General features: G+C 47.8%; 17 protein-coding genes. 15 read left to right on the top strand and 2 right to left on the bottom strand.

Features of this window, described 5'->3' with window-relative positions; all coding sequences use genetic code 11:
- The first annotated feature begins 177 nt into the window (after positions 1-177).
- The 4 genes from VSQ32_17945 to hydG all read left to right on the top strand — a co-directional run bounded on the left by VSQ32_17945 (position 178) and on the right by hydG (position 6500).
- Positions 178-1293 carry a DUF362 domain-containing protein gene (locus tag VSQ32_17945; GenBank protein MEH2944671.1) on the top strand — a complete coding sequence of 372 codons (1116 nt, stop codon included), beginning with the start codon at positions 178-180 and terminating at the stop codon, positions 1291-1293.
- Positions 1294-1375: 82 nt separating this feature from the next.
- On the top strand, positions 1376-3331 hold the full coding sequence (locus VSQ32_17950) for a bifunctional UDP-sugar hydrolase/5'-nucleotidase (protein MEH2944672.1): 1956 nt from the start codon (positions 1376-1378) through the stop codon (positions 3329-3331).
- A 678-nt stretch (positions 3332-4009) separates the two neighbouring features.
- On the top strand, positions 4010-5062 hold the full coding sequence (hydE, locus tag VSQ32_17955; protein MEH2944673.1) for a [FeFe] hydrogenase H-cluster radical SAM maturase HydE: 1053 nt from the start codon (positions 4010-4012) through the stop codon (positions 5060-5062).
- 19 nt (positions 5063-5081) lie between these two features.
- The gene (hydG, locus tag VSQ32_17960) at positions 5082-6500 is read left to right on the top strand and encodes a [FeFe] hydrogenase H-cluster radical SAM maturase HydG (GenBank protein MEH2944674.1); all 1419 of its coding nucleotides are present in this window, start codon (positions 5082-5084) and stop codon (positions 6498-6500) included.
- Between the two features lie 37 nt (positions 6501-6537).
- Here the strand turns inward: hydG and VSQ32_17965 are convergent, their stop codons facing one another.
- Positions 6538-6927 (bottom strand): Uma2 family endonuclease, encoded by a 390-nt coding sequence (locus tag VSQ32_17965; protein ID MEH2944675.1) that lies wholly within the window; start codon positions 6925-6927, stop codon positions 6538-6540.
- A gap of 48 nt (positions 6928-6975) precedes the next feature.
- On the opposite strand from VSQ32_17965, the gene VSQ32_17970 reads away from it, so the two are divergent.
- From VSQ32_17970 to VSQ32_18015, 10 genes are all read left to right on the top strand, one after another.
- Positions 6976-8052 carry a hypothetical protein gene (locus VSQ32_17970; GenBank protein MEH2944676.1) on the top strand — a complete coding sequence of 359 codons (1077 nt, stop codon included), beginning with the start codon at positions 6976-6978 and terminating at the stop codon, positions 8050-8052.
- A gap of 304 nt (positions 8053-8356) precedes the next feature.
- Entirely contained in the window at positions 8357-9052 is a 696-nt protein-coding gene (locus VSQ32_17975; protein ID MEH2944677.1) for a response regulator transcription factor, read from the top strand.
- 27 nt (positions 9053-9079) lie between these two features.
- Positions 9080-11860 carry an MFS domain-containing histidine kinase gene (locus VSQ32_17980; protein MEH2944678.1) on the top strand — a complete coding sequence of 927 codons (2781 nt, stop codon included), beginning with the start codon at positions 9080-9082 and terminating at the stop codon, positions 11858-11860.
- 129 nt (positions 11861-11989) lie between these two features.
- Positions 11990-14356 (top strand): ATP-binding protein, encoded by a 2367-nt coding sequence (locus VSQ32_17985; GenBank protein MEH2944679.1) that lies wholly within the window; start codon positions 11990-11992, stop codon positions 14354-14356.
- A gap of 359 nt (positions 14357-14715) precedes the next feature.
- Positions 14716-17022 carry a hydratase gene (locus tag VSQ32_17990; protein ID MEH2944680.1) on the top strand — a complete coding sequence of 769 codons (2307 nt, stop codon included), beginning with the start codon at positions 14716-14718 and terminating at the stop codon, positions 17020-17022.
- Positions 17023-17124: 102 nt separating this feature from the next.
- Positions 17125-18480 carry an AI-2E family transporter gene (locus VSQ32_17995; GenBank protein MEH2944681.1) on the top strand — a complete coding sequence of 452 codons (1356 nt, stop codon included), beginning with the start codon at positions 17125-17127 and terminating at the stop codon, positions 18478-18480.
- A gap of 267 nt (positions 18481-18747) precedes the next feature.
- Positions 18748-21846, top strand: coding sequence for a hypothetical protein (locus VSQ32_18000; GenBank protein MEH2944682.1), 3099 nt, complete (start codon positions 18748-18750; stop codon positions 21844-21846).
- Between the two features lie 25 nt (positions 21847-21871).
- A complete protein-coding gene (glgB, locus tag VSQ32_18005) occupies positions 21872-23764 on the top strand; it encodes a 1,4-alpha-glucan branching protein GlgB (protein ID MEH2944683.1) in 1893 nt (630 codons plus the stop codon).
- Between the two features lie 333 nt (positions 23765-24097).
- Positions 24098-24448, top strand: coding sequence for a hypothetical protein (locus VSQ32_18010; protein ID MEH2944684.1), 351 nt, complete (start codon positions 24098-24100; stop codon positions 24446-24448).
- On the top strand, positions 24445-24993 hold the full coding sequence (locus tag VSQ32_18015) for a metalloregulator ArsR/SmtB family transcription factor (protein ID MEH2944685.1): 549 nt from the start codon (positions 24445-24447) through the stop codon (positions 24991-24993). Before VSQ32_18010 ends, VSQ32_18015 begins: the two co-directional genes overlap by 4 nt.
- Here VSQ32_18015 and VSQ32_18020 read toward each other — a convergent pair.
- Positions 24978-25784, bottom strand: a complete 807-nt coding sequence (locus tag VSQ32_18020; protein MEH2944686.1) for a sirohydrochlorin cobaltochelatase — start codon at positions 25782-25784, stop codon at positions 24978-24980. The genes VSQ32_18015 and VSQ32_18020 overlap by 16 nt on opposite strands.
- Before the next feature lie 259 nt (positions 25785-26043).
- Between VSQ32_18020 and VSQ32_18025 the strand changes: the two genes are divergently transcribed.
- On the top strand, positions 26044-26643 hold the full coding sequence (locus VSQ32_18025; GenBank protein ID MEH2944687.1) for a hypothetical protein: 600 nt from the start codon (positions 26044-26046) through the stop codon (positions 26641-26643).
- The last annotated feature ends 133 nt before the right edge of the window (positions 26644-26776 follow it).

A 26776-nucleotide genomic window follows, 5' to 3' on the forward strand; every position in this document is an offset into this window, starting at 1 on the left:
TAGAATATAAATGTGTGCAAATTGTGGACAATTTCTAAAAGAAACATAAAGAATTCGAAAGAAATTATGAAGAAATTGAAAAAAAACTGCAAGTGATGTAGAATAGGATATACCCCGTGGAAACGCCGGGTATCGGAGCAGTCAGCGAATATTATTATGAGAGAAGGAGAATTTCATATGGAAAAATCAAAAGTATATTTTACAACCTTTAAAACCTCATTTACAGAAAACATTCCGGACAAATTAAAACGTCTGATTCTGACAGCGGGTATCAAAGACATTGATTTTACCGATAAATATGCAGCCATTAAGATACATTTCGGAGAACTGGGCAACCTGGCTTTCCTGCGTCCCAATTATGCCAGAGCCGTAGCGGACGTGGTAAAGGAGCTGGGCGGAAAAGTATTTCTGACAGACTGCAATACCCTGTATGTGGGAAGCCGGAAAAATGCACTGGATCATCTGGACACTGCATATGAGAACGGATTTACCCCCTTTTCCACAGGCTGCCATGTGATTATCGGAGACGGTCTGAAAGGAACGGACGAAGTTCTGGTACCTGTAGACGGAGAATACATAAAAGAGGCTAAAATCGGGCGGGCGGTCATGGACGCCGACGTTTTTATTTCCCTGAATCATTTCAAAGGCCATGAAATGACAGGCTTTGGCGGAGCCCTGAAAAATATCGGTATGGGCTGCGGCTCCAGAGCGGGAAAAATGGAAATGCACAGCGAGGGCAAGCCATATGTAAATCAGGAAAACTGTGTGGGCTGCGGCATGTGTACCAGAGTCTGCGCCCATCAGGGAGTTACCGTTACAGATAAAAAGGCCTGTATCGACCACGAGAAATGTGCGGGCTGCGGTCGGTGTATCGGCGTCTGCCCCAAAGACGCCATTGAGCCCAGCTTTGGAAAATCCAACGACGTGCTGAACTGCAAAATGGCGGAATACAGCAAAGCGGTACTCCAGGGACGTCCCCATTTCCATATTTCCATTGTGTGCGACGTATCCCCCAACTGCGACTGCCATGCGGAGAATGATATTCCCATTATTCCCGATGTGGGGATGTTTGCTTCCTTTGACCCGGTGGCGCTGGATGTGGCCTGTGCGGATGCCTGCAACCGGCAGCCTGTGATTGCCGGCAGCATTCTCCATGAGAACAGAGAACATGACCATGATGAGAACCACGATCATTTCCATATCACACATCCGGATACCAACTGGAAATCCTGTGTGGAACACGGAGAAAAAATCGGTATCGGCAGCCGGGAATATGAGCTGATAGAAATTTAAGTAACAGTAAAGCCCGCGCCATTCGCAAACGCAGGCTATGGCTGAACTGTTGCAAATTCAAGGATTGCGGAGAAACAGGTTTATGAGGATAATTAGAAAAATAAGGCATATACTGCTGCTGTCCCTGATTGGGATTGCAGCGTCAGGAGTGAGTGTATTGGCAGAAGAACCAAAAGAAATCAATGTGGTGTTTACCCATGATCTCCATTCCCATCTGGAACCCTTTTATCTGGAGGAAGACGGAGAAGGACAGGATGTGGGAGGTGCCGCCAGAATCATGAGTTATCTGGAAGAACAGCGGCAGGAAAAAGAAAATCTGCTGTATCTGGATGGCGGGGATTTTTCCATGGGAACCCTGTATCAGACCGTGTATACCACACAGGCAGCGGAACTGCGGATGCTGGGGTATCTGGGGGCTGACGCCACCACCCTGGGAAATCATGAGTTTGACTACCGCAGCCAGGGTCTTGCAGATATGCTCCGTCAGGCAAAAGCAAGCGGTGACAGGGTACCGCCTCTGGTGGTCTGCAACGTTGACTGGGAAGCCACACTGGCCGGAGAACAGGCGGAAGACGGTGCCGTGTTGCAGGAAGCCTTTGAAGATTATGGAATCAAATCATATATTGTAGTAGAAAAAGGCGGCGTCAAAATCGCCATAACAGGCGTATTCGGCAAGGACGCTCTGGCCTGCGCGCCTACCTGCGCACTGACATTCCGTGATCCGGTGGAAGCGGTAAAGGAAACGGTGGAGGAGATTCAGAGCCAGGAAGATGTGGATATGATTGTATGCGTTTCTCACAGCGGTACCTGGGAGGACGAGAAGAAATCAGAGGATGAACTTCTGGCAAAAGGCGTACCGGAACTGGATTTGATTATCAGCGGCCATACCCACAGTATTCTTAAGGAGCCCATCATCCATGGGGATACGGCCATTGTATCCACCGGAGAATACGGCGCCCGCGTGGGTTCTCTGCGCATGGTTCAGACAGAAGACGGCCGCTGGAGCCTTAAAGACTACCAGCTTACCCTGATGGATGAAACTTATAAGGAACATGCGGACGCGGGAAAGAAAGTGGAGGAACTGGGCCTTACCATTGATTCTGAATATCTGTCCAGGTTTGGATTTACCAGAGATCAGATACTGGTGCACAATCCCTGGGAATTTACAAAAATGAATGGTCTGGGTGAAAAGCTGCAGGAAGAAACCCTGGGAAATCTTCTGACAGACGCTTACCTGTATGTGGTCAACAGCCATGATACAGGCGATGAAAATCCGGCAGAGATTGCAGTGGTTCCCAGCGGCTGTATCCGCGATACGTTTTACAAAGATAAAGATATCACGGTGTCAGATGCATTTCAGGTGCTTTCGCTGGGAATCGGGCCGGACGGGGTACCGGGTTACCCTCTGATCAGCGCATATCTGACAGGAGAGGAACTGAAAACCATGGCGGAAGTGGACGCTTCCATTTCCCCCATTATGTCCACAGCCCAGCTGTACAGCAGCGGTCTTACCTATACCATCAATCCCAGCCGGATGATGATGAACAGAGTGACGGAAACAGAGCTGCAGGACATGTCCGGAAAGGTGCAGGAACTGGAGGACGATAAACTGTACCGGATGGTAGCGGATCTTTACAGCGGACAGATGCTGGGAGCAGTGACAGACCAGTCCCACGGAATTCTTTCTATTGTGCCAAAGGACGCTCAGGGCAATGAGATTCCCATGGATAAGATGGAAGAATATATTGTGTATATTGACGGACAGGAACTGAAGGCCTGGGCCTGTGTGGCCGAATATCTGAACTCCTTTGAAAAAAAGGGCGGAGATTCTGAAATACCGGAATATTACAGTACTACTCAGAACCGTAAGATAATCAGAGATGACAGCAGCATCGGGGCCGTTATAAGCAATCCCAATAAAATTGCAGTTGCAGTTTTCTGTATTGGAGCAGGGGTTTTCATTTTACTGATTCTGCTGATTATTCTGATAGTCAGAAGTGTGAAAAAACGGAGAAGGAAGCGGAACGGGCTGCAGTGAAAAACGAAAATTATTTATATTTATCCTGTTGAAAATTTCACAAAACCATGCTACCATAGGAAAAACAGGTGACCGGAAAGAAATTCTGACCGGAAACCCCTGTAAAGTAAAAGGAATCATTTTCCTGCAATAAAAGAAGATAAAAGCAGACCAGACCACAAGGAGCGCCTGAAGGGGACGGTACAGCAAAGCAAAAGGAAGATATTACAGAATTTCCATATCACAGGATTCTTTTTGGCCAGGCGAAAGCCGGGCCGGGAAGGCAGTGCTGTCCCATCGGGGAAAATCACAGAATAATCAATTTTAATGTTCTGCAGATTTGCTCAGATGGGACACTTTTTTCATCTTACAGGAAAGACCTTGTCACGCTAAAGCGTGAAAGTGTCTTCATGTAAGATAAAAAATAATATGCGCAGGGTCTTCTACACTCCGTTTCGGTCGTTGCCGATCAGGTGCCACTGGCACCTGGCAACCCAGCGAAGCGATGGTACTCGCACAGGAGGAAAATATTACTTCGTAATTGTGCTTAAACGCGATACGTTCAGCATACTGCGTATGCTCTGACGCACCGCAAATGGCGCGGCAAAGCGCCCAGGTCCCTCAAGAATGAGGGATTCAGGGAGTTGAAGCGGACCTGTCCGCTTTTTACTTATCAGGAAATATTTTCAGGGAGGGACCATGAAACAGGCCGGACAACTGATTGACAAACTGGAAGCAACATCACATCTCACAAAAGAAGAATGGATTTGGCTGATTGCAAACCGCAGCCCCGAAGCAGCAGAATACCTTTTTGCAAAATCCAGGAAATGGCAGCAGAAATATTATGGCAATAAAGTTTACACCAGAGGGCTGATTGAGTTTACCAATTACTGTAAAAACGACTGTTACTACTGCGGCATTCGCAGAAGCAACAGCAATGCTCAGAGATACCGGCTGACAAAAGACCAGATTCTGGAATGCTGTCGTCAGGGCTATGAGCTGGGATTCCGTACCTTTGTGCTCCAGGGAGGAGAGGATGGATGGTTCTCCCAGGAAATGCTTGAGGATATTATCCGTACCATGAAACAGAACTGGCCGGACTGCGCCGTAACCCTGTCTCTGGGGGAGCGTTCTTATGAAAGTTGTCTGGGGCTGTTTCAGGCGGGAGCCGACCGGTATCTTCTCCGTCATGAAACAGCGGAAGATACCCATTACCGGAAACTCCATCCGCCGGAACTGTCTCTGGAACACCGGAAGAAATGCCTGTTTCAACTGAAAGAAATCGGCTATCAGACCGGAACCGGATTTATGGTGGGAAGCCCCGGCCAGACGCCGGAACAGCTTGCGGAAGATATGCTGTTTATCCGGGAGCTGGAACCCCATATGGTGGGAATCGGTCCTTTTGTCCCCCATCACGAAACGCCCTTTGCCGGGGAGCCGGGGGGAACAGTGGAACTGACGCTGTTTCTGACCGGGCTTTTGCGGGTTATGCTGCCCAAACTGCTGCTGCCAGCCACCACATCCCTGGGAACCATAGACCCCCAGGGCCGGGAAAAAGGGATTCAGGCCGGGGCCAATGTGGTAATGCCCAATCTGTCGCCGGTCTCCGTGCGGAAAAAATACGAGCTGTATGACAACAAAATCTGTACCGGCGAGGAAGCCGCCGAATGCAGAGAATGTCTGGGGCGGAGGATGGAAAAGATTGGGTATGAACTTGTAACAGAACGGGGAGATTTTCCCGAAAATTTATAAAAAAACAGGGAGGAAACATATGTATCATATCATGTCGCCGAAAGCAGAAGAATTTATCAGTCATGAGGAAATTCTGGATTCTCTGACATACGGAGAAAAACATAAAGAGGACCGGGAACTGATTGACAAAATACTCACAAAGGCCAGGGAGCGCAAAGGCCTTTCCCATAAAGAGGCCATGGTGCTTCTGGACTGTGAACTGGAGGATAAAAACCAGGAAATATTCGCCCTTGCAGAACAGATTAAAAAGGATTTTTACGGAAACCGTATCGTAATGTTCGCGCCTCTTTATCTGTCCAATTACTGTGTCAACGGATGCGAATACTGTCCCTATCACGCAAAAAACAAACACATTGCCCGGAAGAAACTGACTCAGGAAGAAATTATAAAAGAGGTTACCGCGCTGCAGGACATGGGCCATAAGAGGCTGGCGCTGGAAGCCGGCGAAGACCCGGTGCACAATCCCATCGAGTATATTCTGGAATGTATCCATACCATTTACGGGATTAAACATAAAAACGGCGCCATCCGGCGCGTCAATGTGAACATAGCCGCCACCACAGTGGAAAATTACCGGAAGTTAAAGGAAGCCGGTATCGGCACCTATATTCTGTTCCAGGAGACTTACCACAAAGAATCCTATGAAAAACTCCACCCCACCGGGCCGAAACATGACTACGCCTATCATACGGAAGCCATGGACCGGGCCATGGAGGGAGGCATTGACGACGTGGGCCTGGGCGTACTGTTCGGCCTGAATAACTATCGGTATGATTTTGCCGGAATCCTGATGCACGCGGAACATCTGGAAGCATATAAAGGGGTTGGCCCTCATACCATCAGCGTGCCCAGACTGCGCCGGGCGGACGATATCGACCCGGATGCATTTGACAATGGAATTACCGATGAGACTTTTGCCAAAATTGTAGCCTGTATCCGGATTGCGGTGCCCTATACCGGCATGATTGTGTCTACCAGAGAGAGCCAGGCCTGCCGGGAGAAAGTGCTCCACCTGGGGATTTCCCAGATTAGCGGCGGTTCCAGAACAAGCGTGGGCGGCTATGCGGAGCCGGAACCGGAGGAAGAGAACTCCGCTCAGTTTGATGTGAGCGACAACCGCACCCTGGACGAAGTGGTAAAATGGCTGATGGAAATGAATTACGTGCCCAGTTTCTGCACCGCATGTTACCGGGAAGGCAGAACCGGAGACCGGTTTATGACATTATTAAAAAGCGGACAGATTGTGAACTGCTGCCATCCCAATGCACTGATGACCCTGAAAGAATATCTGGAAGATTATGCTGCGGAAGAGACAAAAGTAATCGGAGATAAACTGATTGAAAAGGAACTGGATGTGATTACCAATCCGAAAGTCAGAGAAAAGGTTGAGGATTATCTGAAAAATATCCACAACGGACAGCGTGATTTCCGATTCTGACGTATGCTTCCTTTTGTACGGGATACGGAACGACCTGTCACTTCAAATCCAGAGATGAAAAGTCAATCCGGAGGTCTTCAAAAATGTTTACGTCCAGCATGTCCTGAAAGGTACAGGAACGTACTTTAAATTTACTTTCTTCCAGATGATAAATCAGAACGGTTTCTTCCATGGGATTCACAATCCAGTACTCCTGTACCCCTGCGTCTGCATAGAGATTCAGTTTCCGCACATAATCATGGCTGGAATTGCCGGAGGAGACAATCTCAATTACCCAGTCCGGCGCGCCGCTGCAGCCCCGGTCAGTAAGTTTGTTTCTGTCGCAGATGACGCTGATATCCGGCTCCACAATGGTATGTTTCGGCGGCCGGTGCATAAAATTTAGAGAAGATATGGAAAAAGTAAGGCTGCCGAAATTTTCTTGCAACGGGAAAGGAATTCTGTTAAAATTAATCAGTCAGAACAGGGGAATTGAATGATGAGTGTACAGGATAAATTAGAACATATTTTAAAAAGCATACATCTGCTGTTTTCAGAAAGCCCGCCGTACGGAGAAAACAGTGAGAAAATAATTGTGGAAAAAAAGGCGGTCTTTGATTTGCTGGAGAAACTGAATCTGGCAGTTTATGAGGCTATGGACCAGTATGAGGTCACATCCCAGAAGCATGAAATGGCAGAGCGCCGCTGTGAAAAGCGCGGTGAAGAAATTGTTCAGAAGGCCAGCAGACATGCGGATGATATTTATGCGGCCTCGATTATGTATACGGATGACGCCATTAATCGAATCTGCTATATTATGGATGACGCCAGCCACGAAGTCCGGAATATTTTCCATAAAATGAATGCGGAGATGGAAGCGCATCGGGAACGCGTGCGGCGCAATCAGTTAGAGCTCACAGGACAGCTCCGGGACTTTGCCGATACGGACAAATACGTGAAGCTGATTCAGGAAGTAAATAAACAGGCAGAGCAGGAACACCGCCATCAGGTGGAAGGGAAGAAGGAAAAACGGATTCCCAACGAAGGCAAATCCTATTCTGCTGTGAAGCCTGAAATTAAAATCAATCAGGCTTATTTTGAGCGTACAGGCAAATCTTATGATTTCGGTTCAGAGGAATCGGAACATAAAAAGGAAGAATCTGACAGCATGATTCGGGTGACCGGAAAAGAATTTGCGGAGAATCTGCGCCGCAGAGCAGCCCGAAACCGGACGAAAGAGCCGGAAGTGGAGGATATGTCCGAGCCTGTTTCCGGAGCCCGGTCAGAAAGCGTCATGGAAACAGACGTGGAGGACATTCTGGCCCAGGCAGGCGCAGGTCTTGCGGCTCTGGCAGAGGCAGAGTTAAAGGAGCTGAAAGCCGCAGCAGCAGAAGAAACCGGGGGAACGCCGGAGTCTGCTCCGGCCGGGGATTTGGATGGAGAATCCCTGCTGCCGGAAATACATGTGGATCTGGATGCAGAATACTTTAAATGGAGAGAAGAAAAAGAAGGGGGAGAACAGCACCCTCAGGAAAAAAAGGAACGCCATTTTCTGTTTGGAAGAAAATCCTGAATCCTGTGAACTGAAAACTTTTCAGGCAGGAGGCGCGTTTCCGGTGAAAAATATCATATTCCCGGTCAGGGGAATGTCCCGGCCCTCAAAGTGTTCAGGCCGCTCATTTACGAGCCGGCCGGGCATTTTGCCAGTCTTATGCCGGCGGCCAATTTCAAAAAATCTTAATAAAATTCCCAACTGTAATTTAACAATCCGCTGATATAATAAAACAAATATCACAGGCAAGTGTGAGTTCAGCCGGAGAATTTTGCCATTTTCCGTTCCTGCGGGTATAATGGATGAAAAAAGCGAGGCGAATGAAATGAAAAGTATTCTGGTTTGTGATGACGACAGAGAAATTGTAGATGCCATAGAGATATATCTGCAGCAGGAAGGATACCGTATTCTCAAAGCCTATGACGGAGAGCAGGCCCTGCAGGTACTGAAAGAGCACGAAGTGCATCTTCTGATTATAGATGTAATGATGCCCAGACTGGACGGCATACGGGCCACATTGAAAATCCGGGAGGACAGCAGCATTCCCATAATCATTCTGTCAGCCAAATCCGAAGATGCGGACAAGATTCTGGGGCTGAACATCGGTGCGGACGACTATGTGACCAAGCCCTTTAATCCCCTGGAACTGGTGGCACGGGTGAAATCCCAGCTCCGGCGCTATACTCAGCTGGGAAATGCGGCGGAAAGCAGTAAACGGGTGTATCAGGTGGGAGGCCTGGTAATTAATGATGACCTGAAGGAAGTAACCGTAGACGACGAACCGGTAAAACTTACCCCCATCGAATACAATATTCTGCTGCTGCTGGTGAAAAATCAGGGAAAAGTATTTTCCATCAACCAGATTTATGAAAGCATCTGGAACGAGGACGCTATCGGGGCAGATAATACGGTGGCGGTACATATACGTCATATCAGAGAAAAAATAGAGATAAATCCCAAGGAACCCAGATATCTGAAAGTAGTCTGGGGCGTGGGGTATAAGATAGAGAAATCAAAATAGCGTCATAGAAATGAAAGCGGTGGTGAAGTGACAAAGATTCGATATTCTGCCGGACTGAAAATTGCAGCGATTGCAGCAGAGCAGGTATTCTCGGTGATACTGGTACTGTCTATTCTGATTCTGGCTGTGCTGTATCAGAAAGATATTCTGTATCTGGGAGAGGTAAAGGACAAATCCTTTGAGTCTTCCGGCTATTTTTCTTCCAAATTTCAGGAGACAGCAGAAGAAATTCTGGATTTTACGGATTTGCGGAGAAAATTCGAAACAGACGGAAGTTATGACAGCGAAAAAGAAGTGGATATCCAAAGTTATTATGACAGCCGGGAGATGGCAGGGCAGACTGCAGGGAAAAAAGAAAAAGGGCAGAGCAGAATCCGGTATCATCTGGGAGATTTATCCGAATGGTCAAGAGGATACAGCAAATCGGATTTTGAATTCAGCTCTTCTTATACGGTGGACGGGGAAATTTACCAGAAACGGAATATTTATAAAAACGGCAACTCCGTGTTGAGTGAGGAAATCACAGTTTCCGGTCTGGGAGAAATGACCAGAGAACTGCAGGATGTGATTATTCAGAATGTGGAACATTATTACGGTGGTTCTTACAGCGTACCCTCTTCAGGAATGAATCAGATGTCTGCCGCAGGAACAGACAGTGTTTCCCGGAACAGGGTAATGCGGGAACTTCAGGGGCAGAGTATGTCCACAGAAATGGATGTGGCGGAGACCTCCTCCGAACAGATGGCAGAGGATTCGGAGACTTCCGAAAAAATGGATAAGATTATCCGAAAAGTTATGACGGGCGATTTGTATGAGCTGGACGGAGAAGAACTGGCCCTGCTTTTAAACAGCATGGATATGTCCTACGTGCAGAAGAATATCAGTTATGAATTTCCGGATGAGGATTACCTGCCGCTGGAAGGGACGGGAATATGGGACAGTTTTCTCAAAGGCAGGTACTCCATGGAGCAGATGTGCAGCGCCTATGCCGCACTGGAATATACCCTTGACAATATCGGAGAGGAAGTCAACCAGTATAAAAAATGCCTGAATCTGTATAATCTGACGGAAGACGGCACCAATGTAAGCTACCTGATCAGCAGGGGAAATGAAGACGTCATTTACACGAATATTTCAGAACCTGTCAATATGCAGCTGGAAGAATACGGAGAAAAAAAGGGAAAATACCTCTTTTATCAGGAACATGATATCCGTCTGAAAACCAATGTAAAAGGAATGGAGGATATATTTTACAACAGGCTGGAGCCCAGGTACGGAGGAAAAGGCAGCGTACTGTTTATCAGCGTGGATACGTCGTTTCCCCATCAGGACAGTTTTCTGGATGCAAAAGCAGAATATAACCGGCTGCATCCCTGGATATATCTCGGCATTCTGGGGATGGTTGTCAGTCTGGTTATGTGCCTGATTGCGCTGATTTATCTCAGCATGGCGGCGGGCAGGCGGGAAGAAGGCGGAAAAGTATATCTGAATCTGTTTGACCGTATACCCACGGAAGTTTTATATATTCTGGCAGTTCTGGAAGGGATTGCCTGCATTGTGATGATTGGAGAAGTGTTTGCAAGATTTGGCAGCGACCAGATGGCCGGGCTGCTGATTATGTTCGGGGTGCTGACATTTTTCAACACAGCTTTTCTGCTGATTTTTTATCTTAGCTTTATACGGAGAATCCGGGCGGGCGTTCTCTGGAGCAGCAGCATTCTGCACTGGTTTGCAAAAGGCATCGGAATGATGTTTACAACCAGAAAATCTTCTGCCAAGATGCTGTTCTGGTTTGGCCTGCACCTGGCAGCATGTTTTCTGATTTTTTCCCTTATGCTGGCCAATGCTTATGACCAGTCTCTGCTGACAGGAGGAACGCTGTGTTTCCTGCTGCTGTGCGCAGTGGAAGGCGTGCTGATTATCCGGGAAGGCGTTCAGCGCAACAAGGTTCTGGAAGGAATCCGGAACATTTCCGACGGAGATCTGGAGTACAAAATTGCCCTGGAAGAACTGACGGGAGATAACCGGCGGCTGGCAGAAGCAGTCAATGCTGTCGGGGACGGACTCTTTCATGCAGTGGACGCCAGTATGCGGAACGAACACTTAAAGGCAGATTTAATAACTAATGTTTCCCATGATATTAAAACGCCTCTCACGTCCATTATCAATTATGTGGATTTGCTGAAAAGAGAGGAACTGCCCAATGAGCGGGTACAGAATTACATTGCGGTGCTGGACAGCAAATCCCAGCGTCTGAAACAGCTGACCGAAGATCTGGTGGAGGCCTCCAAGGTCAGCTCCGGAAATATCAGGCTGGAAATGGAGCGGATTAATCTGGTGGAGCTGGTATACCAGACAGGGGGCGAGTTCAATGAGAAATTCGAGGCCCGGAACCTTACCATAATCACAAAACTGCCCAGCGAGCCGGTGGTAATTATGGCGGATGGACGAAGAATCTGGCGTGTTCTGGAAAATCTTTACAACAATGTGGCAAAATATGCCATGGAACATACACGGGTCTATGTGGATATGGAAGCAGACGGGGAGGAAGTGTCCTTTTCCATCAAAAATATTTCGGAAAATCCCCTGAACATACAGGCGGATGAGCTGACAGAGCGTTTTATCCGGGGAGATATTTCCCGAAGTACGGAAGGCAGCGGCCTGGGCCTTTCCATTGCCAAAAGCCTGACGGGCCTGATGGGAGGGAACTTTGAAATCTATCTTGACGGAGATTTGTTTAAAGCCACCATTCGTTTTAAGCAGGAGCCGGAAGTACGGAGGCTGCCGGATTCAGAAAATGAAGTATAAATTTTTATTGCAGTAACAGCAAAAAGGCTCTATAATGTAAGTACCATATTTTTGTAACAAAGTAAAATGCGGCGGATGTACCCCAACACACAGATTCCGCATCATATGACACGAGGAATGGGAAACTTTATGGAAAAGAAAAACCAGATGGAAAACGTGCTGGATCATATAACAGGTGCTTCTGTTTTTGTCATGGCGCAGGACAGCCATGAGATTTTATACGTGAATGACCGGCTCAGGAAAATCAGGCCGTTTATACAACTGGGAGATATTTGTGAGGACGTATGGAACTGCGGCTGCCGGAACTGTCCCGGATGTCTTATGGGAGACAGGGAGAGCAGTTTCATAACCAGTTATGACATGCCTTTTGGAAAATTTGTGGATATGTCTGCCACAAAGATTATGTGGAATGATGAGATTCCTGCCTGTCTGGTGTCTATCAGCAATCACATGATGGAAGAACTGGACCAGGAGAAAGAACTTGGCAGGCAGCAGATGCAGATTGCAGTATCTCAGATTTATACCATGGTAATTTCTGTAAATCTTACCCAAAATACATATTTTATGGTGGAGTATGCAGGATTTGACAGCCATTGCGCGCCTGTTTCCGGAACCTTTGACAGTCTGATAGAAAGCGGCGCAGCCACCATGCATCCGGATTACCGGGAGGCATTTGTGGAGAAGTTCAGCAGAAGCAGTCTTCTGAAGCTGTACGGAGAGGGAGGGAGATCCAGATACATGGAACACCTCCAGATGGGAGATGACGGCAGTTACCACTGGACGGATACCCATGTTATCCGTATTGAGAATCCTTACAGTGAGGATATTATGCAGATTTCTCTGAGCCGGAATATTGACGACCAAAAGGCCATGGAGGAACAGATTCGGAATGCTGTTCTGCAGCAGGTGGAAGTCAGCAAGCGATTTGCCATCAGTATCCGTAACATGTATGACGACATTTACGAAGCGGATCTGGTACGCGGGGAAATTTATAATTTCCGGTATGAGGATACAGGTCTGGCCAGAGTACTGATGGATAAGAGCTACCGGGAACTGGTGGAGGAGATTGCGGAAGAACAGGTCTGCCCGGAATGCCGGGAAAAGTACCTTGAAAACATGTCGGTGTATACCCTGCAGAAACATCTGCTGGAAGAAGAAAAACAGGTGTATTTTGAGTACCGGAGAGAGAAAACAGGAGGGGAATGCCACTGGTATTCCAACCTGATTCAGCTTGTATCCGAGAATCAGAATGATTTCCGCATTATGATTTTTGCCCGTGATATCAATGCAATCCGGAATAAAGATGAGCAGAAGAAGCAGGAACTGCAGAAAGCACTGGAGGAAGCCAAAAGTGCCAACCGGGTCAAAGCAGACTTTATTTCCAGAATGTCCCATGACATTCGTACTCCTATCAACGCCATTATGGGGATGTCTGCCATTGCTTCCGCCAGCCCTGAGGATTCCGGAAAGGTTGGAGAGTGCCTGGAGAAAATAGGCCTTTCTGCCAGATTTCTGCTGTCTATGATCAATGATATTCTGGATATGTCCAGAATTGAAAGCGGGAAACTGGTCATTGTGGAGAAGGAGTTCCGATTCCGGGAACTGATGCAGGAAATCACTTCCATGATAACCGTGCAGGTGCAGGAAAAGAAGCAGGAGTTACATATTTCCATTGAAGAGAATGTGGCGGAGGCTTATCTGGGCGACGCCATGCATTTGAAGCAGATTCTTCTGAATCTTCTGAGTAACGCGATACAGTTTACCAGAGAGGAAGGGCGTATTTCCCTGACCGCCCGGCAGACAGAAAAGAGTGGAGAACAGGCAGTTCTTAAGATTCAGGTGGAAGACAATGGAATCGGAATGAGCGAGGAATTTCAGAAAGTGCTGTTTGAGCCCTTTGAGCAGGAAAATGCCACGGAAGGGCGGGTGTTTGAGAGCAGCGGTCTGGGCCTTTCCATTACCAGAAATCTGGTACAGCTTATGGGCGGTACCATAGAGTTTGAAAGCAAAATTGCGGAGGGAACCACTTTTGAGGTGGAACTTCCCTTTAAAATCACAGAGGAATTTCCCCGGAGAGAAGCAGAAGTAACGGAGGTGGAACCGGAAGGATTTCAGGGCCAGCGGGTGCTGGTGGTGGAGGATAATGATATCAATCTGGAGATTGTGCAGACCATTCTGGAAGGCTGGAACCTGGTGGTGGACGCCGCAGAAAATGGTCTGGTGGCTCTGGAAAAATTCAGGGCTTCCCGGCCGGGCTGGTACCGTCTTATACTGATGGATATCCGTATGCCGGTGATGGACGGACTGACGGCCACCAGAAAAATCCGGGGTCTGAACCGGGAGGACGCCGGTACCGTGCCTATTATGGCCCTGACAGCCAATGCTTCACAGGAGGACAGCAGGTATGCGGCCAGTATCGGGATGAATGAATATCTGACCAAACCGGTGGAAATGAAGCTGCTGTACCGGAAGATAAAAGAGTTCTTTTGCAGATAAACCCAAATTATGCACAGCCTGTCGGCTGGCGGGCCCCATGGTCATCCATACTTTGAAAGTCAGGGAACAGTTCAGCCCAGGACTTTGCGCCTGCTGCAAAGTCCGTGAGAATGTGTAATGGTTGAGAAGAATCCGGCCTCTTTGCCGAAGGCAAACTGGAACAGGCCGGATTCAGTAACTATGAAACCGAAGGCTGAATAGTTACAAGCCAGGGCCTTTCAAAATAAAATTACCTTGCAATTTCAGTAACAGACCCGTATAATACTTTAGTAAGGAGAAGCAAGCCGATGGAGGTTTCCATTGGCTTCTTTCATCATTCAGCAGGAAAGATTCTTTATTATCATTCAGGAGGAAATAATATGATAAAATTACACGACGGAGGGGTTTATCTGGTCAACGGTACCACGCTGATTGACGACGGCCCCCAGGCAGCGGCAGCCATCCGGAAAGAAACCGGTAAGGAAGTAACCAGAGAGGAAGCAGCCGGAAGCACCATTGCATATGGAATTCTGGCAGACCACAATACTTCCGGAAATATGGAGAAATTAAAAATTAAATTTGATAAACTGACGTCCCACGATATTACTTTTGTGGGTATTATTCAGACTGCACGGGCCTCCGGACTGGAGAAATTTCCGGTTCCCTATGTACTGACCAACTGCCACAATTCCCTGTGTGCAGTGGGAGGGACCATCAATGAAGACGACCACATGTTCGGGCTGAGCTGCGCCAAAAAATACGGCGGCGTCTATGTACCGCCTCATCAGGCAGTTATCCACCAGTATGCCAGAGAAATGCTGGCAGGAGGCGGCAAAATGATTCTGGGCTCCGATTCCCATACCCGTTACGGGGCGCTGGGTACCATGGCCATGGGAGAGGGAGGGCCGGAACTGGTAAAACAGCTTCTGAACAAAACCTATGATATCAATATGCCGGGCGTGGTGGGAGTTTATCTTACCGGAAAACCTCAGAAGGGAGTGGGCCCTCAGGATGTGGCTCTGGCCATTATCGGAGAAGTATTTGCCAACGGTTATGTGAATAATAAAGTGATGGAATTTGTGGGCCCCGGCGTATCATCCTTAAGTGCAGATTTCCGCATCGGTATCGACGTTATGACTACAGAAACCACATGTCTGTCGTCTATCTGGAGAACAGATGACACAATCCGGGAATTCTATGAAATTCATGGACGGAAAGAAGAATTTAAGGAGCTGAATCCCGGCCAGGCTGTTTATTACGACGGCATGATAGAAGTGGATTTGAGTAAAGTGAAGCCCATGATTGCCATGCCCTTCCACCCCAGTAATACGTACACCATTGAGGAATTAAATGCAAATCTTATGGACATTCTGGACGACTGCGAGAAGAAAGCCCAGGTGAGTCTGGACGGAGCGGTGGATTTCACTCTGAAAGATAAGGTCCGGAACGGGAAACTCTATGTGGACCAGGGAATCATTGCGGGCTGTGCCGGCGGCGGATTTGAAAATATTGCGGCGGCGGCGGATATTATGGAAGGAGCCAGCATTGGTTCCGATGAGTTTACGCTGAGTATATATCCGGCAAGTATGCCCATTTATATGGAACTGATGAAGACAGGTGCGGCAGAGACACTGATGGAAACAGGCGCCATTCTGAAAACGGCTTTCTGCGGGCCATGTTTCGGCGCCGGAGATACACCGGGCAATAACGGATTCTCCATCCGCCATTCCACCAGGAACTTCCCCAACCGGGAAGGAAGCAAGCTCCAGAGCGGACAGATTGCTTCCGTGGCTCTGATGGACGCCCGTTCCATTGCAGCCACAGCGGCAAATAAGGGATATCTTACCGCAGCTACCGACATGGACGTATACTACACTAATCCGAAATATCATTTTGACAGCAGAATTTATGCGAACCGGGTGTTCGACAGCAAAGGGGTTGCAGATCCCGCACAGGAAATCAAATTCGGCCCCAATATCAAAGACTGGCCGGCCATGAGCGAACTGCCTCAGAATATGGTATTAAAAGTGGTTTCCGAGATTCATGACCCGGTTACCACCACGGACGAGCTGATTCCTTCCGGAGAGACTTCCTCCTACCGCTCCAATCCTCTGGGTCTGGCAGAGTTCACCCTGTCCAGAAAAGATCCCGCCTATGTGGGACGGGCCAAAGAGATTCAGAAGGCCCAGAAGGCGCTGGAAGCAGGTACCTGCCCCATAGAGGCAGTGGAAGAACTGGGGCCGGTCATGGAAGCCATTCACAGAGTATTTCCGGAAAAAGCCTTTGGAGAAAAATCAGAAGCCGGACTGCTGGGATTTGGAAGCACTATCTTTGCCGTAAAACCGGGAGACGGTTCCGCCAGGGAGCAGGCTGCCTCCTGCCAGAAGGTGCTGGGGGGATGGGCGAATATCGCCAACGAGTATGCAACGAAACGCTACCGCTCCAATCTGATTAACTGGGGTATGCTTCCCTTCCTGATTTCAGAGGGAGAATTGCCTTTCTCAAATGAAGATTATATTTTTATTCCGGATATCCGCCAGGCAGTGGAGGACAGGAAAACGGACATTCCGGCCTATGTGGTGAAAGACGGAGAATTGAAAGAATTTACCCTGGGCATGGGTGAACTGACCGAAGATGAACGCACAATTATTTTAAAAGGCTGCCTGATTAATTATTATAAGGGATAGCCTGCTGCAAAAACGGTCCGCCGGGCAGGACAGCTTCGGAGAGCCTGTCCAGGGGCGGATGAAATAAAGGAGAGGCTCTGCGGGAAGAAAGGAAGTTTTATTTTGGACAAACAGGAGAATAAACAGAGAAAGGAAAAATCGAACTGGAATATCAGGCCCTATATGGCTGTGGGGCTGACTTCCTTTCTGGTCATTGTGGCCAGTATCTTATTTTTCTTTCTGATTTACCGATATCACGGATTTACAAAAATTGTGGATAAAATGATGGTAATTCTGCAGCCCATCATTATCGGACTGATTCTTGCATATCTGGTGACGCCGATTGTGAATTTTGAGGAACGCCATTTGCTGCCTTATATGCGGGAGAAAATGAAGAATCCGAAGAAAGCGGACAAAATGGTGCGCGGCTTAAGCGTGGCAGGAGCGCTGCTGTTTGTGGCAGTGATTATCGGCGTTTTGCTGCAGATGGTAATTCCGGAACTTTACCGGAGCATCAATGGCATGATTGGCACTCTGCCCAGACAGGTCAACAGTTTTATGGACTGGCTCAACGAGTATGTAAGCTCGGACAGCGAGATTTCCGGTTATCTGGAAACGGCACTGACAAAGGGTACGGAATTTTTTGAAAACTGGGCACAGACAGAATTTCTTCCCCAGACCAAGAATATCATTGCCGGACTGACTTCCGGTGTGATTATAGCCGTAAAACTGGTGTTTAACGTGGTGGTGGGCATTATTATTTCCATTTATGTGCTGATGAGCAAAGAAGATTTTATCGGCCAGAGCAAGAAAATTACTTATGCTGTTTTTCCTGCTAAAAAAGCCAACGCTATTATTCATACCGTCCATAAAAGCAACGAAATATTCGGCGGCTTTATTTCCGGGAAAATCCTGGATTCTCTGATTATCGGACTGCTCTGCTTTGCCTGCCTGTATCTGATGAAAATGCCCTATACGGTGCTGGTCAGCGTAATTGTAGGCGTGACAAATGTAATTCCCTTTTTCGGGCCTTATCTTGGAGCAGTGCCCAGCGCCATCCTGATTATGCTGGCAAATCCCATAAAAGGACTGTATTTTATTATTTTCATTGTGGTGCTTCAGCAGATAGACGGAAATATCATCGGACCAAAAATTCTGGGAGATTCCACCGGATTATCTTCCTTCTGGGTGGTGTTTGCCATTCTGACCTTCGGCGGAATTTTCGGTATTCCCGGCATGATTATCGGTGTTCCGGTATTTGCGGTGATTTTCTATGTGATTAAAAATATTCTGTCCTGGGTCCTGAAGAAAAAGCAGCTTCCCAGGGATACGGAGAGTTATATCAGGGCGGAACGGCTGGACCCTGCAACCAACAGGCTGATTTGTTTCCCGGAAGAAGATTCGGTGAAAAAGCAGAGAAAGCTGAGGGAATCGAAAAAAGAGAACAGGGATGAAAAAAATAAGGCAGACAGACCATAAGATCTGTCCCTGTTCTGAAAGTCCGGTAATTTTTCATAAAAAACAGAAGTACCCTGAGGGGCGCTTCTGTTTTTTTGCTTCTATCAGGAAAGACCTTGTCACGCTAAAGTGTGAAAGTGCCTTCCTGTAGAAACAAATTAAGATGCGCACTCGCCCCGCAGGCGGAGTATTTGACTTTGACATTTATGGGTGAAATATGGTAGAATGCAAGGAACAGGCTGATAATCAGGAGTTTTATACCTTTTTGATAAATTTGAGGTGAAACCGTTGGATAAATACGAATATAAGCTCAAGCTGGAACAGTTAAGGAATCTGGTACAGGAAAAGGATTACCGGACAGCAGCGGAGATTGCAGATACCATTAACTGGAGGAAAGTAAAGAGTGCGGCAACCCTTTGTATGGTTGGCGAAATATATGACAGAAATAAACAGTACGAGAACAGTCATGAGATTCTTCTCATGGCTTATGACAGGGCGACCGTAGGAAGAAATATTATTTACCGGCTGGCGCTGGTTGCCATGAAGATGGGCAGACTGGAAGAAGCGAAAGAATATTACGAGGAATTTCTGGAGGTGGCCCCACAGGATAATCTGAAATATGTGCTCCGTTACCAGATTGCGAAGCTGGAAGGGGCTTCTCTGCCGGAGCTGATAGATATACTGGAAGAATTCAAAGACAGGGAGTATAAGGAAGAATGGGCCTTTGAACTGGCCTATCTGTACCATCGTTCCGGGAACAGCGAGCGGTGCGTGGAAGTCTGCGACGACCTGGTACTCTGGTTTGGGGATGGAAAATATGTGGAGAAAGCGCTGGAGCTGAAAATGCTGTACCAGCCTTTGAATAAGTATCAGGAAGAGAAGTACCGCCAGTTCAAGATGAGCTGGGGGGAACCGGTGGAAGAAGCGGCAGAACAGCCCGAATCAGAGGAGATTGTTCAGGAAGCGGTTCCGATACCGGATATTACTTCCAACACCGGGCGGTTTAACACGCTGAACCTGCAGGAAGAACTGGCGAAGAGTATGCAGCAGATTCTGGATGCCGACACCAGAGAAACCGTTACAGATACTATGGATAATATCAAGAAAATGGTGGAGGAAATTCCATATCTGCAGGTGTCTCAGGAAAAGGAAGAACCGGTACCGGAAGAAGAACGGTATGGCCATATTGAGACCGATGAGGAAATTGACGGTTCTCTGAAAAATGATTTTCAGGAAATGCTGGCAGAAGACCGGGACGGGCAGATAAGCCTTTCCGTTCCCGGCGGAGGCTGGCACGAACCCCAGATAAACGGGCAGATTAATATTGAAGATGTTCTGACAGAATGGGAGAAGACAAGACGTGCGGCGGAAGCAGCCATGGCGGTTGCCCAGCAGCGGAGGCTGGAATCTGCAAAGGCGCGGGCATTGCAGGAGGCGGAAGAATTGATGGAACGGCTGAATCAGATCATTCCCAGACTGAATGCAGGGGTGTCTCCCCAGGAATTGCTTGCAGAGCGTTATCTGCAGAATACAGAAGGATTTGAACCGGAAGAACAGGGCATGACGGAAGAAGCTGTGCCAGGGGACTACCCTGAGAATATGCCGGAGCCGGAAGTAACTGAGGGCTACCCTGAGAATATGCCGGAGTATTCCATGCAGGGGACATATCCGGAGGCGGAAATTCCGGAGCAGATGTATTCCCAGGAGACATTTTCGGAAGTCCCGGAGCAGATGTATTCCCAGGAGACATTTTCGGAAATCCCGGAGCAGATGTATCCCCAGGAGACATTTTCAGAAGTGCCGGAACAGGCATATGTGCAGGAAGAAATTTCGGAGATAGCGGAATCGTATCCTGAACTGCCGCAGACGATTCCGGATACGGAACTGTCTCAGGTTTCAGAAGTGCCGGAACTGTCTCAGGTTTCGGAAATGCCGGGAGCAGTCCTGGAGCCGGCAGTACATCCGGAAACAGAAGTGCCGGGAGTCGTTTTGGAGCCGGCAGCACATTCAGAAACAGAAGTGCAGGGGTTGCCCCTGAATATGGAGGAACCCTGGATTCCGGAAGAAAAATCTCCGATTCCGGAAGAAGAACCCCGAATTCAGGAAGAAAAATCTCCGGTTCCGGAAGAAGAACCCCGGATTCCGGAAGAAAAATCTCCGGTTCCGGAAGAAGAACCCCGGATTCCTGCGGCAGAAAACCTGGAAGCTGTGGAGATTCCGGAGGCTGCAGCGGAGAAAAAAGATGCGGAACGATATCTGGCCTCTGTATTTCAGGCAGCAAAGGCGGCCAGGGAGGAGAAAAATCAGGTACCGCTAAAACCGGTTGCAGAAGCAGGGATGGAGGCAAAAGAGATAGCTGTACCGGTTCCGGAAGTGAGAACCGGGCCGGAGGAAATGGCCATTCCGGAAGTGAGAACCGAGCCGGAGGAACCGATGATTCCGGAAATGAGAACCAGGCCGGAGGAACCGATGATTCCGGAAGTGAGAATCGGGCCGGAAGAAATGGCTATTCCGGAAGTAAGGACAGAACTGGAAGAAGAAACTTCTTATATTCCCGTTGTGAAAACAACGTCTCCCGGAGAGCATGAAGGGATTCCGGAGATTCGTCTGGAACCTGCCGAAGAACCGGTTCGGAAGCTGAGTGAGGAACAGAAAGAAATCTTTTCCTATTTTGTTCCGGTAACCGGAATGGAGCAGCAGCTTTGCCAGGTGTTAGAGGGCGCTCTGCACCGGAAAGGGAAAGACAGCAGTTCCGCCAGCGGAAATATTCTGATTATGGGCGGCCGGGGCAGCGGGAAGACGGTGCTGGCAACGGATATTATTAAGGCAGTGCAGAAAAGCGGAAGCCATCCTGCAGGAAAAGTTGGAAAAATTACAGGAGAATCCCTGAATCAGAAGGATTTGAGCCAACTGCTGAAAAAAATAGCAGGGGGCTATCTGATTATAGAAAAAGCAGGAGAAATATCTCCGGAAACAGCCACAAGACTTTCTCTTTTGATGGAGCAGAATACGGACGGGCTTCTGTTTATTCTGGAGGATACCAGAAAAGGAATTGAGAAGGTGTTAAGCCAGGATGTGAATTTTGCAAAAAAATTTACAGAGCGGATAAAAATACCTGTGTTTACCAGCGATGAACTGGTGGAATTTGCAAAGGCATATGCAGAGGAGCAGGAATGTGAAATTGATGATATGGGGATATTAGCACTTTACAACCGTATCAGCAACATACAGAAACTGGATGAGGCCACAACATTAACGGAAGTGAAAGAAATTGTGGATATGGCCATCAGCAGTGCGGAAAGAGGTGGATTGAAAAAATTATTTGGCGGAAAGAAGTTCAGCCCCGAAGGATATCTCTATCTGAGAGAAAAAGACTTTGAGGAATAAAATATTGGAAACAGGAGTGATAGTGATGGAACGTTTTTCAGATTTGGATATGTACTATTTTGGACAGGCAACACATTATGATATTTATAAGAAACTGGGCGCACATCCCGTTACGGAAAAAGGGAAAAAAGGTGTGTATTTTGCAGTGTGGGCGCCCAACGCGGCAAAAGTTTCCGTAATAGGAGATTTTAATGAGTGGAAAGAAGACGCAAATGAAATGACCCGTCTGGAGCCTATGGGAATCTATGAGTTGTTTATTCCTGGGGTGCAGCTGGGGGCTTTGTATAAATTCTATATTGAAACTCCGGACGGCAGAAAGCTCTACAAGGCAGACCCTTTTGCAAATTATGCGGAACTGCGGCCGGGAAATGCTTCCGCAGTGGCAGATATCAATGCCTTTAAGTGGACAGACAGCAAATGGATGGAAAAGCGCGCGGCGTGCAAAGATGTGCATACACAGCCCATGGCTATTTATGAAGTACATCCCGGCTCCTGGATGCGTCATCCGGGCAGGGAAGATGAAGGATTTTACACTTACCGGGAACTGGCGGTAAGGCTCACAGAGTATGTAAAGGAAATGGGATATACCCATGTGGAGCTGATGGGAATTTCAGAATATCCCTTTGACGGTTCCTGGGGCTATCAGGTAACCGGTTATTACGCTCCCACTTCCCGGTATGGAACGCCGGAGGATTTCGCTTACCTGGTAGATTATCTGCACAAGCATGGAATCGGCGTGATTCTGGACTGGGTTCCGGCTCATTTCCCCAGAGACGCCCATGGTATGGCAGAATTTGACGGCACCTGCCTCTATGAATATGCAGACCCGAAAAAGGGAGAACATCCCGACTGGGGCACCAAGATTTTTGATTACGGTAAAAATGAAGTGAAGAATTTCCTCATTGGCAGTGCGCTGATGTGGATTGAGCATTACCATGTGGATGGCCTGCGGGTGGATGCAGTGGCTTCCATGCTGTATCTGGATTATGGCAAACAGGACGGCCAGTGGGTAGCCAATAAATACGGCGGCAACCACAATCTGGAAGCAATCGAATTTTTCAAACATATCAATACGCTGATTCTGGGAAGAAATCCGGGAACCGTTATGATTGCGGAGGAATCTACCGCATGGCCCAGAGTGACCGGAAAAGTGGAAGATGACGGTCTGAATTTCAGTTATAAATGGAATATGGGCTGGATGCATGATTTCCTGGATTACATGAAACTTGACCCATATTTCCGGAAAGACAATCATAACCGGATGACCTTTGCCATGAGCTACAACCACAGTGAAAATTATATTCTGGTGCTGTCTCATGACGAGGTGGTACATTTGAAGTGCTCCATGATTAACAAAATGCCAGGGGAAGGAAAAGAGAAATTTGCCAATCTGAAAGCAGGATATGGATTTATGATGGGCCATCCCGGCAAAAAACTGCTGTTTATGGGACAGGAATTCGGCCAGCTCCGGGAATGGAGCGAGGAACGGGAACTTGACTGGTTCCTGCTGGAAGAACCGGAACATCTTCAGCTTCAGACTTATGTAAAAGATTTGCTCCACATTTACACCAAATATCCGGCCATGTACGAAGCAGATACCCGGTTTGATAACTTTGAGTGGATTAATGCGGACGATAATTTCAGAAGTATTTTCAGTTTTGTGAGAAAGAGCCGCAGCGGTAAAAATAACCTGCTGTTTGTATGCAACTTTACACCGGTAGCGCGGGAAGATTACCGTGTAGGAGTGCCGCTGAAAAAGCAGTATAAGCTGATTTTTAACAGCGATGATAAGAAATACGGCGGAGAGGGCGAAAAGCGTCCGCTGGTGTACAAAGCGGAAAAGGAGGAATGCGATAACCGTCCGTTCTCCTTTGCATATCCCCTGCCGGCATTCGGCGTAGCAGTTTTCGTATATTAAATCTGTATTTAATAATAAAACAAAAGTCCCCGGAGGTTTCGGCCTTCCGGGGGATTTTGTTTTATCTTACAGGAAAGACTTTGTCATGGTAAAGCGTGAAAGTGTCTTCCTGTAAGATAAAGCCCTTCGGGTGGGATGCGCAGCTCGTGGAGAGGAAGTCTATTGCTGCGCAATCCGCTCGCACGCGGAGAATCCTGCAAAGCAGGATTCTTTCTTGGAAGACAAGTAATTAGATAAATATCAAAATGGATATTGACATCTTCCTGAGCAGGTGGTATAGTGTCCATATCTGATTAGATAAATATAAAATTAAAACAGGGAGGCAGGAAAACAATGAACGAATATCTGAAATATCTGGATGATTCTGTGGAAAAACTCCGTCGGGAAGAAGGGGAGCTGGCAGCTACTCACCGGAAGGACGAGGCCAATCTGATGAAAATCAGAATTAATATCTATGGTATCTGCAAAACAGTTTTTGAAGCCATAAGCAGACAGGAATCGGAAGAGCAGTTAAGGGAAAAATATCTGGCAAAGCTGGAAGAGACCCTGACGAACTGGAAGATTTCAAAAGAGAAAGCAAAACAGCATGAGGATGTGGAGAAGGTTGTGACAGAAACGATTAAACTGGAAACTATAGAAGAAATTAAAGGAAAATTTAATAAATTATGGAGGGCGGGACAATGATGGAAACCGATGCGGTAAAACTGTTTAAATGCCTGGCGGACAAGTCCCGGCTGCAGATTCTGAAATCCCTGATACAGGAAGACATGTACGTGGAGCGTCTGGCAGAGCGTCTCGGCCTTACCCCTGCGACGATTTCCTTTCATCTGAAAAAGCTGGAGGATGTGAAAGCAGTAACTTCTTACAAAGAGCAGTATTATACCATGTATTCCATCCGTCAGGAAGTGTTCATGGCCAATATTCTGGATATCATCAAAGAAGAATCGGACGAGATACAGGAACAGAAACAACGGGAGGAGGCTTACCGCAGGAAAGTAATTTCCGCATTTTTTGAATATGGCAGGCTGAAATCCATTCCTGCTCAGCGGAAAAAAGAACGGATTTGTCTGGAAGAAATTGCCGGGCAGTTTGAGCCCGGCAGAATATATGAAGAAAAGGAAATCAATGAGCTGATTGCCCGGTTCCACGAGGATTTCTGTACCATCCGCAGAGATATGATTTCCGAGGGAATTATGGCGCGGAAGGGAAATACCTACTGGAAAAAATGAGGCTGCTGTCCCTCAATTGCTGCCTGGAGGTGTTTCAGGTAAATATCCTGAATAGCCTTATATTCTCCCAGTCCCCGCAGATGGCATTCCACCTCGTATCCTGCGGCTTCAAACAGGGACTTCCAGGAATCCGGCTCTGAACCGGCCATATCCCGGTTGGCATGGTCTCCTGCCACCAGCATAAAAGGCGCAAGATGGACTTTTTTTGCATTGGTGCGGGCTACCTGCCGGATTAAAGTATCAAGATCGGGATAAGACTCCACTGTTCCCATAAAAAAGTTGCGGTGCCCCATATCTTTCATCATGTAATCCAGGGCGGCGTACACGGAGTTGGCGTAATGGGTGGTGCCGTGTCCCATAAATACCAGCGCTTCTTCCTCCGGCAGCCAGGAAAATTCCCGGAACAGTGCCTGAAGGACGTGCTGCTGGTCCTGGGTGCTGCTGAGCAGAGGAGCGCCGAACCGGACGTCCAGCTCGGAAGAAGTATGCTGCCGGACCAGTTCCGTCATAAGCTCATTTTCCAGTCCGTTGATGAAATGGGTGGGCTGTACAATCAGTGTCCGAATGTTGTCTTCCTGCAGTCCGGCCATGGCTTCCTCAATGGTGGGAATGATGAGATTATCCCGCTCTCTCAGGATTTTAAGAATCATTTTGCTGGTCCATGCCTGATAAATCTTATAGTCCGGAAAGGTTTCTGCAGTTCTTTCCAGTATTTTATCAATTGTTTTCCTTCTGCTGTCCGCATAGCTGGTGCCGAAACTGACCAGAAGAATAGCACTGGTGTCTTTCATAATTTCCTCCGTTCTGTGAATTGTCATTAAATTAACAGCCTGATAGCAGCCGCCTTGCCCATAACCACGGTATGGGTCGTGTACTCATGTATGCCGGCACGGTTTACACCGGACAGGCCGGGGCCGAACTGTTATCATAAGTATAGCAAAGTAGAAAAATATCGTCAAATGTGTTATTGTGGAAGAAACAGACAATCCGGTGTAGCACAACCGGAAACGGGGCATATAGTATAGAGACAGAAAAAATGGGAGTAAAGCAGTGGATTATAGACAGGAAATGTTTTACCGGATGCCGGACAGGAATATGCCCAAAATGCCTTTTTACATGGCATATCCCATGCAGAATGTATATCTGGAAGAACTGGAATATGAAAAAGATATGCAGAAATTAAAAGACATGTATCCCAAAGAAGTAAAATCCATCCAGGCGCTGGTAGAAGAAGAATGCGACAAGATGGAATATGAAGGCAGCCTGATGTTCGACGAATATCCGGATAAACTCATGCTCCGGCAGATTGTGAACCGGATTTATGACGGGGCCACAGGCGGCCAGATGAATATCCAGAGCTTTGAGGCAGGTCCTTACGAGGCAGAACAGTACGAAACAGACGATATGCAGGCCGAGGAACTTCCGTTAGAAGGCCGCATGGTGGAACAGAGAAGGCCTCCGGGGCCGCCGCCAGGACCGGGCTGGGGACCGCCGCCACCGCCTCCGGGGCCGGGCTGGGGACCGCCGCCACCGCCTCCGGGCAGGCCGCCTCAGGGGAATAATGGTCTGCAGAATCTGATAGAGGTATTGCTGTTTAACGAAATGTATCAGAGAAGATGCCGCCATAAACGCTGCCGCCGCTGGTGGTAGACGTGCACAGAGCTGCATGTATCTGAAAGGAGACTCCCTGCGGGACTGTGTAAGTTTTGCGGGGAGTTCTTTTTAAAAAGGATTGACCTTTCAGGAGTAATGTGTATAATGTTTGATAAATACAGAGCCGGAA

This window comes from Lachnospiraceae bacterium JLR.KK002 (assembly GCA_036941025.1).
In the GTDB taxonomy this organism is placed as follows: Bacteria; Bacillota; Clostridia; order Lachnospirales; family Lachnospiraceae; genus Petralouisia.